The 12,845-nt window shown below is 36.7% G+C and carries 11 protein-coding genes; 10 read left to right on the top strand and 1 reads right to left on the bottom strand.

The window, feature by feature from the left end:
• The 10 genes from J7K93_00970 to J7K93_00925 all read left to right on the top strand — a co-directional run.
• Positions 1 to 1,035 (top strand): site-specific DNA-methyltransferase (locus J7K93_00970; protein ID MCD6115560.1); only part of this gene is annotated, 1,035 nt, incomplete at its 5' end.
• Positions 1,032 to 1,886: a HAMP domain-containing histidine kinase gene (locus tag J7K93_00965; GenBank protein ID MCD6115559.1), complete on the top strand. Its 855-nt coding sequence runs from the start codon at positions 1,032 to 1,034 to the stop codon at positions 1,884 to 1,886. The genes J7K93_00970 and J7K93_00965, both read left to right, overlap by 4 nt.
• Before the next feature lie 8 nt (positions 1,887 to 1,894).
• On the top strand, positions 1,895 to 2,245 hold the full coding sequence (locus tag J7K93_00960) for an STAS-like domain-containing protein (protein MCD6115558.1): 351 nt from the start codon (positions 1,895 to 1,897) through the stop codon (positions 2,243 to 2,245).
• Positions 2,245 to 2,805 carry a hypothetical protein gene (locus tag J7K93_00955; protein MCD6115557.1) on the top strand — a complete coding sequence of 187 codons (561 nt, stop codon included), beginning with the start codon at positions 2,245 to 2,247 and terminating at the stop codon, positions 2,803 to 2,805. The genes J7K93_00960 and J7K93_00955 overlap by 1 nt, the downstream gene beginning before the upstream one ends.
• A 44-nt stretch (positions 2,806 to 2,849) precedes the next feature.
• The gene (locus tag J7K93_00950; GenBank protein ID MCD6115556.1) at positions 2,850 to 5,534 is read left to right on the top strand and encodes a DEAD/DEAH box helicase family protein; all 2,685 of its coding nucleotides are present in this window, start codon (positions 2,850 to 2,852) and stop codon (positions 5,532 to 5,534) included.
• A gap of 323 nt (positions 5,535 to 5,857) precedes the next feature.
• On the top strand, positions 5,858 to 6,250 hold the full coding sequence (locus J7K93_00945) for a type II toxin-antitoxin system VapC family toxin (GenBank protein ID MCD6115555.1): 393 nt from the start codon (positions 5,858 to 5,860) through the stop codon (positions 6,248 to 6,250).
• Between the two features lie 2 nt (positions 6,251 to 6,252).
• Complete coding sequence (locus J7K93_00940; GenBank protein ID MCD6115554.1) at positions 6,253 to 6,471, top strand: type II toxin-antitoxin system Phd/YefM family antitoxin; 219 nt, start codon at positions 6,253 to 6,255, stop codon at positions 6,469 to 6,471.
• 211 nt (positions 6,472 to 6,682) lie between these two features.
• Positions 6,683 to 7,900: a hypothetical protein gene (locus J7K93_00935; GenBank protein MCD6115553.1), complete on the top strand. Its 1,218-nt coding sequence runs from the start codon at positions 6,683 to 6,685 to the stop codon at positions 7,898 to 7,900.
• Positions 7,901 to 7,948: 48 nt separating this feature from the next.
• The gene (locus tag J7K93_00930) at positions 7,949 to 10,879 is read left to right on the top strand and encodes an N-6 DNA methylase (GenBank protein MCD6115552.1); all 2,931 of its coding nucleotides are present in this window, start codon (positions 7,949 to 7,951) and stop codon (positions 10,877 to 10,879) included.
• Positions 10,880 to 10,975: 96 nt separating this feature from the next.
• Positions 10,976 to 11,728 (top strand): abortive infection family protein, encoded by a 753-nt coding sequence (locus J7K93_00925; GenBank protein ID MCD6115551.1) that lies wholly within the window; start codon positions 10,976 to 10,978, stop codon positions 11,726 to 11,728.
• A gap of 890 nt (positions 11,729 to 12,618) precedes the next feature.
• On the opposite strand, the gene J7K93_00920 is transcribed toward J7K93_00925, so the two are convergent.
• A partial coding sequence (locus tag J7K93_00920; protein ID MCD6115550.1) for a hypothetical protein occupies positions 12,619 to 12,845 on the bottom strand: 227 nt, incomplete at its 5' end.

Raw genomic sequence — 12,845 nt, 5'->3', positions numbered from 1 at the left:
CACACTACCCGCAAGCGCATGATCGGCGTTCAGCGCCAGCTTAAGGCAGACGGCAAAGACTACCGCGCCTTTGAAATTTTAAACCTCGGCAAATACGAACGCCAGCATTACATAGGCCTTAACACCAACCTGCGGGAAGAAGAAAAACAGAAACAGCTTGAGCAAAAAGAAAAAGATTTTATAAAATTAATTCTCCATGCCTACCGTTCCGAACAAGTGGAAAATTTTAACTGTTTTCACGGCAAAAAAGCAGGGCGCATGGTGGCTGTCGGGCCGATAAACCTGCCAGTTACCCGTTTGTTTGTGGAAGAAATAATTCTGGAATGCCGCAAAAAACGCATCTCCCGTGTGGATATCCTCGCCTTTGAATTTGAAATGGGGCTGTTCCCCAACATTCAGGAAGAAGCAAAAAGCAAGGGCATAGACCTGGCCATGAAATACATTCCCCGCGAGGTGTTCGATAAAAAAGCCGTGGAGAAAAATCAGGTGGTTTTTCACGATGTCTCTTTTATTGAGGTTAAACCGTATGTTAAAAAGGGCCGGAAAAACGAACTGCCTTCAATTGCAATGGAACTGACCGATTTTTCAGTTTTCTATTCACAGGATTCCATAGATAACATTGCAGAACATCTTAAAAACGGTAAAAGCAAAGTTACTGTAGAAGCCGGTCAGATTGTAAAAGTGAACAAAGATAAAAATGGAATTGTCACCCGTGAAGTTTTAACCAAAAGCTGGACAGACTGGATAGATTACTGGAGCGTGGATTTTGATTTTGAAAGCAAGCGGGAGATAGTACGCATGCCCAATGAAGATAAAGAAGCTGTAGAAAAAGGCGACGCACCGAGCGTAGTCGAGGTGTGGACAGGTGATTTTATCTTTGAAAACGAGTGGCAGAGCTTCCGCACCAAAAAAGACAGACACATCGATTTAAAGACGCCGTTTCATGAATGCAAACCGGGAACTTATAAAGTGGCGGTTAAAGTTGTGGATATTTTCGGGAATGATACCATGAAGATTATTGAGGTGAGGGTATGAGTGATATTAATCTAAATAATATCAGCAATAATTTTGAGAGTTATAACAATCTCATAAACCTTTATGTTATGAAAAAAAATAATATGTTTGAAGATATTAATATTGATTTATCCGGCTGGTTTTCAGCAAATACATGTTCAATGCTTGGAGCAATTTTAACTAAGTTCCAGGATGATTTAAATACTGTTAATGTTAGTGCTAATCGTGCTGCTGATATTTTAGAAAGAAATGGTTTTTTGTCATTTTTTGGACAAAAGAAAGTAGTTGATTATAATAATACAACTATCCCTTATCAGGTATTATCAAGAAAAGATGATCGATATTTTAATAATTATGTTTTCACTGAATTTCTAAGTAAACCTGATTTACCGCAAATGACAGACACTTTAAGAAAGAAATTGACGGAATCAATTTATGAAATTTTCATAAACGCAAAGATGCATAGTGAAACGGAAAAAATATTTGTATGCGGACAATTTTTCCCTGCAAAGCATAAAATCGAATTTATGATAACCGATACCGGGTTAGGAATAAAAAATGTTGTTAATAACGCTTTTGATAAAAAATTATCCGCAACCCAGGCAATAGAATGGGCAATACAGGATAAACATACAACCAAGAAAGGCGTATCAGGCGGGATAGGTCTTGCTTTATTGTATGAATTTATTAATTTAAATAAAGGTAAGGTACAAATAGTCTCAAATGAGGGCTTTTGGGAATTAAATAACGAGGATATAACAAAGAAAGAATTTAATAATGAATTTCCGGGAACAATGGTAAATATTTCTGTTCGTACGGATGACAAACATTCATATATGATGAGCAGCGAAGTTCCTGATGATATATTTTAGGAGAAATTATGGAAACGATAAAAATTAATGTATATGCCATAACGGGTGATTCTTTTTGTGTCGCCGCTGAAGATGGAGAAAAAGTTTTTAACCAGATAAAAAAAGGTGTTCTTGAGGGGAAAAATATTGATGTATCATTCTTAAATGTAGATATGCTGACCTCTGCATTTTTAAATACCGCCATTGGCAAACTTTATGGTGAATTCGACGAAAACAAAATAAAAGAAACATTATCAGTATCAGATATTAGTGAGGAAGACAGGCTTCTTTTAAAGCGTGTAGTTGATACGGCAAAATCCTATTATAAAAATCCGGATCAATTTGAGAACTCCATAAAAGAAATAATGGAGGATGAGTAATGGCCGAGTACATCAAAACAGACAGGCTTTCAACGGTTAAGGATAAAAAAATCTTTTTTGATGCTAATATATGGATGTATATCTTTTGTGAGATTGGAAACTACAAGGAGCGTTTAATAAGGAAATATTCTTCTTCTTTCAGCTACTTTTTAAAGAATAATACTTCAATATTTATCGACCTTGCGGTTATATCAGAATTCGTTAACCGCTATTTACGCATTGCCTATTCTAACTATATCAAAAAAAACAATTTAAAAATCACTAATTTAGATTACAAAAAAGATTACCGTAAAACAGATGACTTCAAAGAAGCATGGAAAAACGTATGTAATATAATAAACAATAGAATCCTGCCAAAAGCCAATGCTGTTAATTTTGAATATGACAGAAACACTTTAACAAACTTACTCAATTCAGATAAGCCGGATACAGATTTTAACGACAACCATATAATGAATCTCTGCCGTACAAAAGATATGTACCTGTTTACACACGATGGTGATTTTAAAAATACAGACATTAATATAATATCAGAGAATCAATATTATTGGCAAAATTGATTTTGTGCCGCGGAGCGTGGCACAATTAGGAGGATAAAAAATAAATGGCAATACATCCCGATTTTCCACAGTCTCCATATAAGATATTAAAACCTGATATACGCTGGTTTCCTGCCGATGAGGCGCTTCGTGAAAGCAGTTACGAAAAACTTCTCCCCCCGCTAGTTCATACAATACGTAAAGAGATTGAAACATGGAGAAATAAAAGCTACGAAGGCGCAACAGATACAAGCAAGGCGCTGTTGAAATGGTGGTTCCAGACAGAGCATATTATCCCCAAGGCAGATGGGACAACTTTTAAGTTTCAATATTACTACGCCCAGCGTGAAGCTGTAGAAACAATTATCTATCTTACCGATGTTGTAAAAGTTAAAGATAAATATAATTTAATGCGCTTTGATTCATCAGGCAGTGTTTCCGCCAATATGTTTGATGAAGAATGGCGCAGATTTGTTATAAAAATGGCTACAGGTGCCGGAAAAACAAAAGTTTTAAGCCTTATTCTCGCATGGTGCTACTTTCATAAAACGTATGAGGAAGATTCTGAACTTGCCCGGAATTTTCTTGTTATCGCACCTAATATTATTGTGCTTGATAGGATCCGTACCGATTTTGACGGGTTAAGAATTTTCTTTGAAGATCCTGTTTTGCCGGATAATGGTTTTGAAGGCAAGAACTGGCAGGATGATTTTCAGCTGACACTGCATATTCAGGATGATGTAAATGTAACCCGAAAAACCGGTAATATTTTTCTTACCAATATCCACCGGGTTTATGCTTCCAATGATGTTGAGCCCACTTTTGAAGATGATGATTTAATGGACTATTTCCTCGGCAAGCGCCCTACAGGCCGGACAACAGATTCAAAAGTCGATCTCGGCGATATTGTAAGAGAGATAGATGAACTGGTTGTTCTAAATGACGAAGCGCACCATATCCATGACAACCGACTCGCGTGGTTTAAATCAATTGAGGACATTCATAACAGACTTAAGCAGAAAGAACATTTTTTATCCATGCAAATTGACGTAACCGCAACCCCAAAGCACACCAACGGAGCAATATTTGTTCAGACAGTTTCCGATTACCCGCTCGTTGAGGCTATTACGCAAAATGTGGTCAAACATCCGGTGTTACCCGATTCTGCCAGCCGTGCGAAATTGTCAGAAAGACAAAGTGCAATTTTTACGGAAAAATATGCGGATTATATAAACCTTGGTGTTATTGAGTGGCGCAAAGCCTATGCGGAAAATGAAAAACTCGGTAAAAAAGCAATTCTATTTTTAATGACCGATGACACTAAAAACGGCGATGAAGTTGCGGAATATCTTGAACGGACATACGCGGATTTGAAAGATGCAGTTCTTGTTATTCATACCAAAAATAATGGAGAAATAGCTGAATCAAACTCAGGGAAAAGCAAAGAAATCCTTGAAAAACTTCGTAAAGAATCAAATGCAATTGATAGTTGGGACAGCCCCTATAAAGCAATTGTTTCGGTTTTAATGCTCAAAGAAGGTTGGGATGTAAAAAACGTCACTACCATTGTCGGCCTTCGTGCTTATTCTGCCAAAAGTAATATTCTGCCGGAACAGACCCTTGGACGCGGACTGCGCAGGATGTATCCGGGTTCCGATATTCAGGAATATGTAAGTGTAGTGGGTACGGATGCTTTTATGGATTTTGTTGAATCCATACAGAGCGAAGGCGTGGAACTGGAACGTTCAGCAATGGGAGAAGGAGCAAAGCCCAAAGCGCCCATTATTGTTGAAGTGGATAATGAAAAAGCAGAAAAGGATATAGATAAACTTGATATCGAAATTCCTGTTTTGACAGCACGTATTTACAGGGAATACAAGAATCTTGAAAATCTTAATCCGGCAGAATTTGGGAATGAAAAAATAGAGTATCAGAAATTCAGTGAAGAAGAACAGCGGAGAATTGTTTTCAGAGATATTACAACAGGAGAAATCACGCATTCAACATTTCTTGATAGTGCCGAAATAACCGATTACAGAAGCGTTATAGGATATTTCTCTCAGACAATCATGAAAGATATGCGGCTGGTAAGCGGTTATGATATTCTTTACGGCAAAGTAAAAGAGTTTATTCAGCACCATCTTTTTAATGGGGAAATTGATATTGACAATCTCAACACGCTTCGCAACCTTTCGGAGCTTGAAGCAAGTAAAACCATTGTCGAAACATTTAAGAGATTTATTAACGATCTTACAGTACAGGATAAAGGCAGTGCAGAAATTCGGGATTACATAAAACTGAGAAATACACGCCCCTTTGTTGTAAAAGAGCAAGGCTACATATTGCCGAAAAAGAGCATCTTTAATAAAATTATCGGTGACAGCCATCTTGAACTGGAATTTGCCGGCTTTCTGGAAAATTGCGATGATGTGGTTTCCTTTGCAAAGAATTACTTTGCCGTAAATTTCAGAATTGATTATGTCAACGCAAGCGGTAACATATCAAACTACTATCCTGATTTTATTATTAAAACATCAAACAATGAAATTTGCATTGTTGAAACAAAAGGACAGGAAGACCTTGATGTACCCCTGAAAATGGAGCGCCTGAAACAATGGTGTGAAGATATAAATAAGGCACAGAACAAAATTAAATACGACTTTGTTTTTGTGGATGAAGAGAGCTTTCATAAATACAAGCCGAAAGATTTTAGAAGCTTGATGAACGGATTTAAGCAGTATAAAGAATAAAAGAATCATGAGTATTGATACTGAATCTACTGCATTTTAACGGCGGATGCCCAGTACGAGTGTGACAATAAAAAATTTTGTGCAGTATGTGCTCCACATTAACCTCAAAAATCATGTACCTTCCCCTTAAGTCAGAACGCACCTTGCATGCTGCACACCCAAAGTCATTGCAGATGTACAGTGCCGGTTGTTTTGGAAAGGCTTTTTTCAGGTAAATTCCGGTCTATTTACAATAAGAATCGCTATCAGATAAAAAAAGCTTGAGTTACTAACTTGATTTTCTTAATTTAGTTGTACAATTGTACATTAAATTAGGAGGGGCTATGGAAATAGTAACTGATACATCAGTAATTATTGCAGTTTTAACAAATGAAACTCATAAAAACAAACTAATAAGGTTAACGTCCGGAGCTGATTTAATCGCGCCTGGCTCACTGCATTGGGAAATAGCTAATGCATTTTCTGCTATGTTTAAAAGAGATAGGATTAATTTAGCCCAAGCAAAAAAGGCGATTGATTATTATCGAAAAATACCAATTCGTTTTATTGATGTTGATTTTAAAAATGTACTCACTATTGCATCAAAAAAACAAATTTACGCTTATGATGCCTATTTCCTTGAATGTGCAAAACAAAGGAAAGCAAAGCTTATTACACTTGATGGAAAGTTAAAATCAATCGCATCAGAGCTTAATATTGAAACAATTGAGGTATAATAATGACTATATATACATTTTCAGAGGCAAGACAAAAATTTGCTTCAATTTTAAATCAGGCTGTAATTGAGGGTGAAGTACTGGTTCGGCGTAAAGATGGATCTTCATTTATTATAAAGCCAATTGAAAGAACAGAATCACCATTGAATGTGAAAGGTGTAAATATTAATATTTCAAGTGATGATATAGTTGATATCATGCATGAAATCAGGGAAAGTTAATTCCCACTAACATCAATTTGCTGACGGACGCGCCAGCAACATTTTGTTCTTTTATTTCAATTCGGCTTTGGACGCCTAACGGCGTCCGCTACGCGTTTCGCTAACTGCGGGAATGTAATCGGTCCACTGGAATAGTTCTAAACCTGTTATTTGAATAGAATCAGGTAGGCGTGTTTGTAAAACTCATGTTATACCGTAAAGTAGATACATTATGTGGATAAAGTTAAATGAAAATTCTGAGTTTGATGTTCAACAAGTGAATTTTAATTATCACGGTAGATATTATGTCGGTAATGGGACATTAAAATGGGATCCTAATGATGGTTTTTTCTTGACTGCTGATATTGAACCAGATTCAAATATTGGTGAATTTAGCTTTGGTGGGCCGAGTATTATTTCACGAACATTTATATATTTGAAAATTGATAAAAACCATTTCGGGATTTGTCCCCACGTATTTATTGACACTGGCGTAGAATTGGAGTTGTATTTAAAAAATAAAATAGATATATCATTCCCGAATTTACTTATATATACACCAGTATCGTACAAAAAAGAGCGTGGAAGCCATTCTGGTACTTGTGTGTTTTCTATTGCAAAAGATACTAGGTTGCCAGACACAATTGCTGAAAGCCTTAAGATTAATGATGAAATATTTTCTAATAGGAAAAGTCTTAGTGGCTTACTTGTTGAAGATGATAAAATAAAGTTACGTGGCTATATAAATAATGATGGAAATTTGGAGCTGTCTTGGACTTTAAAATCGAATATTTATAATCTAAATGATGAATGGAGATTACCGAAAGCTCTTCGAACAGCATTGTCAATTTGTATCGGTCAGTCCATTGAGATATTAAGTATTGAATTAAATCAACATCATAGAACTATTATGTCATATTCAAAATATCGTGGCCCTGAAGTATTACACTACTTTGCACCAATTAGCTCTGATATTTTTAGTAAGGAGCTTTTTAGTCACATTTTTTATAATCAGTTAGAGAAGAAAGATTATTATGTGATTGTTCATAAATTATTCTATCGGATAGTTGATACTTTCAAAGCAAAGAATTTTGATTTATGGGTATACATGATATCTACTGCATTAGAAGCTACTTTACGGACATACGATAATAAACCATTTCGTCAAGTCAAAAAGGAGGATAATTTTGATATAGTTTATAGCTTGAGAAATTTAAAGCAAATCTATTTCTCTGATAATCACATTAAAAAATATAGGAAAATTTTTAAAAAAGTCTTGGAATATTATAATAAATTGCGCCATCGAACAGTTCATCCTGATTGGATAAATGAAAGTGCCGATAGTAAGGTCAGTTACGAGATGATTTTATTTTTAGTAAAATTTTATGGTTATCTAATTAAAGCGTTAGTAGGGTATAAAGATTTAGAACCAAAAGAAATTAGACTATAAAAAGAATGCACTGGAAAGAAACTATAAATCAGTAAAAAGGAACAATAGTTGACAAAAGAACAAGCGTATGCAAAAATAGCTCAACTTGTAGAACGATTCAGGGAACATGTTGAAGAATACAAGCGGATTGGATATAAGGAGTATCAGACACGGGTGGACTACATCAACCCGTTTTTCAAAGCACTCGGCTGGGACATGGACAATGAACAAGGATTTGCCGAAGCATATAGGGAAGTGATTCATGAGGATAAGATAAAAATAGGTTCCAGTACCAAGGCCCCTGACTATGGTTTTACACTTTTCGGCCAGCGAAAATTCTTTGTTGATGCAAAGAAGCCTGCAATTAATATTAAAAGCGACATTGCTCCGGCCTATCAAGTGAGGCGTTACGGGTGGAGTGCAAAAGTGCCTATTTCAATTGTTACGGACTTTGAAGAATTTTCCATTTACGACTGCACAACAAAGCCCAAACCAACAGACAAAGCATCGGTAGCCAGAATAAAGTATATCACTTACGATAAATATCTTGAAGAGTTTGATTTTCTTTGGGATGTTTTTGCCAAAGAGAATTTGCCCAAAGGCCATTTTGATAAGTACGTTCAAAGCGACACGAGAAAGAAAGGAACAGCAACTGTTGATGATGAATTCCTGAAGTCCATAGAGCAGTGGCGCACCTTTCTGGCAACTAACATCGCCTTGCGGAACAAATCACTCAATGAGGATGAAATTAACTATGCGGTTCAGAAAATTATTGACCGCATAATCTTCCTGCGTATGTGTGAGGACAGGGGTGTTGAGCAATATGGCGGACTGAAAAAAGCAGCGGAAAAAGGAGAGATATACAGGAACTTGTTTGCTTTTTACCGCATGGCAGACGACAAGTACAATTCGGGATTGTTTGACTTAAAAAAAGATAAAATCACGCCTGCTATCAATGTTGACAATAAGGTGATGAAAGATATCATTAAAGAACTTTATTATCCGAATTGCGAATACGAATTTTCCGTAATGCCTGCAGACATTCTCGGAAGCGTTTATGAGCAGTTTCTCGGCAAGACCATTCGGCTGACAATGGGACACCATGCTAAAATTGAAGAAAAACCGGAGGTGCGCAAAGCAGGAGGCGTTTATTACACTCCAAAGTATATTGTGGACTATATTGTGGAAAACACCGTGGGGAAACTATTAGAAGGAAAAACTCCCAAACAGGTTGAAAAAATAAAGATTTGCGACCCGGCCTGCGGTTCAGGTTCATTCCTGATTGGCGCATACCAGTTTCTACTTGACTGGCATTTGAAATACTATACAAACAATCCGCCCAAAAAGAAGAAAGACAGCCCCCTGACGCCTGACCGCAACCTGACCACAGCGGAAAAGAAAAGAATTTTGCTCAATAACATATATGGAGTTGATATTGACACACAAGCAGTTGAAGTAACCAAACTGAACATGTTGCTTAAAGCATTAGAAGGCGAAACACAGGCATCAATCAGCCGGCAGTTATCCTTTTTCCATGGAAGAATACTGCCAAATCTTAATGATAACATTAAATGCGGAAACTCGCTTATCGGCTCTGATTTTTATGACAACCAGCTTGGCATGTTCCCCGAGCAGATGAAGAAGATTAATGCTTTTGATTGGGAAGAGGGTTTCCCTGAAATTTTTAAGCAAGGCGGGTTTGATGCAGTGATTGGGAATCCGCCTTATTTCAACATAAATACAGTTGAAAAATCTTCTTACAAGTATTTTGAAAGAAAATACAAGGAGATACATACTGGTTACAATGACATTATGTATTACTTTGTATTTAAAAGTATATCATTGCTGAAAAAAAATGCAGTTTGCGGCTTGATAACCTCAAATTATTATTTAGGTAATAAATATGCAGAACTGTTAAGAAAATTCTTATCACAGCATATTATAGCTATTATAAACTTCAAAGACCAAATGATTTTTGAAAATGTAAATATTCATACTAGTATTATATTTTTAGAGAAAGAAAGCCGTGATACAAAGGTTGAGTTCTTTTTGCCAAGAAAAGGCAAAGAACTAAACACACAGAATCTAATAGATTCTTTTAAAAAAATATCACTCTTAAGAAAAAAATTAACAGATGATTGGGTTGTTGCTCAAAAAAATGAGTTGGACTTAATTGAACGACTTCAAGAACATATACTACTGGGAGATATTTCAACAATTGAAAAAGGTTCTACTTCCGGTAAGAATAAGATATTCACAGTTTCGGATGAAATAATTAAAAAGAGAAAAATTGAAAAAGCCTTGCTCAGAAAAAATATAAAAAATGGTGATATACAGAAATATAATATCAAAGATAGACAACAATACTTGATTTATATTGACAACAAAACGAATCCAAAACAATATCCAAATCTCTATAAATATCTCCTTGAACACAAAGTAGAGTTGTCAAAGCGAAATGAGGTAAAAAGAGGACTGTACGATTGGTACCGGCTTGAGCGCCCCAGAAAGAAAGAGATATTTGACGCTTCAGAGAAACTTGTTGTACCTTATAGGGCTTCATCTAACAGATTCGCTTATGATAACGAACAATATTTTAATGATGGTGGTGATGTTCGTGTAATTGTCCTTAATAAAAATGAAAAAATAAGTATTAAATATTTACTTGGAATATTGAACTCAAAACTAATGAATTGGTTTTATGAATTTATTGGAAAACCAAAAGGTAATTCAAGAGAGTATTTTAATGAACCACTGAGTAAAATTCCAATTATTGCAATCAATTTTACTAACAATAAGGCAAAAGAGAAACACGACCAAATCGTCAAACTTGTTGATAATCTCCTTCAATTAAACAAACAGTTACAAACTACCAAACTCGAAACCCAACGCCGGCAAATTCAGCGCACAATTGCCCATTCGGAGAAAAAGATAGACGAATTGGTTTATGAACTTTACGGGTTGAGTAAAAAGGAAATTGAGATAATTGAAAGCGCTTGAAACACATGTAGCGCGTCATTTGGATAGTACCTGTTTGGCGCGCCGCATAAATGAATGTTAAATTGTTATAATAGTCCAAGTGTGGAGATATAAACAATGGACAGTAATCAGGAAATATCTGAGAAAATTGAGACTTTTCGAAACCTGCTTATTTCTTATTCCACTGGCGGCCAAGTCGAAGATGGAGAATATCGACGACTTCGGAGTGATCTTTTCAGAGATGTTTCATTGCGTGGTGAACTCCCTCGGTTTGTGAGGACATGCAGCGATCTAAAACAATTTTGGTCTTTCATAAAACAGAAGTCGAGTACTTATCAAGGTCGGAGAGAATTCTTATGGAGGAAATTCAGACCTCTGCTTGATGAATTTGAGCGCATCTCCCATGCTCCTTCTGATAAGGGAGTGGCAGAAACCCTCACACTCCTCAATTCCGACTTGATACATGAATCTTGGCGAACCGCTCTGGAACGTCGACTTGACGATCCTGACGGAGCAATTACAGCTGCACGGACCATTCTTGAGAGCGTTTGCAAGCATATTTTAGATAAGATGGAAATTGAATATCCGGAACATTCTGATTTACCGAAGCTTTACAAACTCACCGCCCAAAGTTTGAGTGTGGCACCAAGCCAACAAACAGAGCCAGTTTTTCGACAGGTTCTTGGTGGCTGCACTGCTGTTGTAGAAGGAATTGGAGCTATACGTAATGCACTTGGCGATGCCCACGGTAAAGGAAGTTCATTTGTAAAGCCAGATTTACGTCACGCTGAGTTGGCTGTGAACTTGGCGGGCGCTACTGCTATCTTTCTTTTGCAAACATGGGATGAGAAAGATAAAAACACAATTTAACAAAGGTATTAACACGGATTTGAAAAATGCTTGCGCGTTTTTCATCCCGGTTATGCCTGCCTACTTGCCAAAAACCAATAAAAAAGTAATTTTTAATCAGTTCATTTACAACGGTATCATTTGAATGTACCTTCCTCTGAAATCCGGACGCACCTTGCATGCTGACATAGCAAAGCTATTCCGGATGTGCAGCTTTGGTTATATTGATTTTATTTCGTTGTTTATGAATCTCGAAAAGTTAACCGTTGTAACAACTTTCCAGCTCCCCAGGGGTTCTTGCCCCTGTGTCAGACAATCAGTATATAGGGAAACATTCCTTCGGGAAAAATTGGAATATATACACAATAATCCAATTCAGCCCATTAGGCACTTGTAGAACAGTCAGAGAAATACCCTTTGAGCAGTCTCGACTGTTATAATACAGGCCAGGATTGCAATAGTATTAACATTTTATCTCCATTGTGAAGACAATTAACTCGCAGGGCCAGGAGCCACTGCGGAGCTATAAATACAGATAGATACTTTGTGTGTGCAGATCAATGCCGCAATAGTACTTATGTTCTTTGCTGTAAAATTTCATCTTATCCGCCATTTTTGATAGTTAAACGAATTGGAGGTGGATGTCATAAAGTTTTGTCTGAAATTTAAGTTCAGTGCAGCAAAACTTTCCGGCGCCTGATTACCAGTGAACCCCGCAGTAAGCACACAAGTTATGCGCAATTAGAACGACCGAAAAGGAAAAAATGCAAAAGAACCCTTACATGGATATAAGATAAGCAATTAATAGTAATAAACAACAAAATACTGTTGGTACAGATATAGCAATCTTATTCTCAAGACACACAACTGTCTTGAGTTAAGAAAATGAAATATGTTCTTTGAAAACTGCGTCAGTTTGTAATTACCTCCATTGGTTTAGATTTCTGTTTCACTCGTGACTGGAACTTCAGCGGCACCCCTCCGGATTCATACAAGTGATTCATATAAATCACCCCCGGCAAATTTTCCAATGCCTCTCTAACTTTCCGCATAGCCGGGTGAATGTAGATCTCCGTGCTTTTCGGAGTAGAGTGTCCAAGCAGAGATTGCAGAACCAGAATATCAACTCCCTCGTCAT

Source organism: bacterium, from assembly GCA_021158245.1.
Classification (GTDB): domain Bacteria; phylum Zhuqueibacterota; class QNDG01; order QNDG01; family QNDG01; genus QNDG01.
This window is presented reverse-complemented; position numbering and strand designations above follow the sequence as displayed.

Coding starts and splice junctions, on each gene's coding strand:
- J7K93_00965 (MCD6115559.1), top strand. CDS start 1,032: ATGAGTGATATTAATCTAAATAATATCAGCAATAATTTTGAGAGTTAT.
- J7K93_00960 (MCD6115558.1), top strand. CDS start 1,895: ATGGAAACGATAAAAATTAATGTATATGCCATAACGGGTGATTCTTTT.
- J7K93_00955 (MCD6115557.1), top strand. CDS start 2,245: ATGGCCGAGTACATCAAAACAGACAGGCTTTCAACGGTTAAGGATAAA.
- J7K93_00950 (MCD6115556.1), top strand. CDS start 2,850: ATGGCAATACATCCCGATTTTCCACAGTCTCCATATAAGATATTAAAA.
- J7K93_00945 (MCD6115555.1), top strand. CDS start 5,858: ATGGAAATAGTAACTGATACATCAGTAATTATTGCAGTTTTAACAAAT.
- J7K93_00940 (MCD6115554.1), top strand. CDS start 6,253: ATGACTATATATACATTTTCAGAGGCAAGACAAAAATTTGCTTCAATT.
- J7K93_00935 (MCD6115553.1), top strand. CDS start 6,683: ATGTGGATAAAGTTAAATGAAAATTCTGAGTTTGATGTTCAACAAGTG.
- J7K93_00925 (MCD6115551.1), top strand. CDS start 10,976: ATGGACAGTAATCAGGAAATATCTGAGAAAATTGAGACTTTTCGAAAC.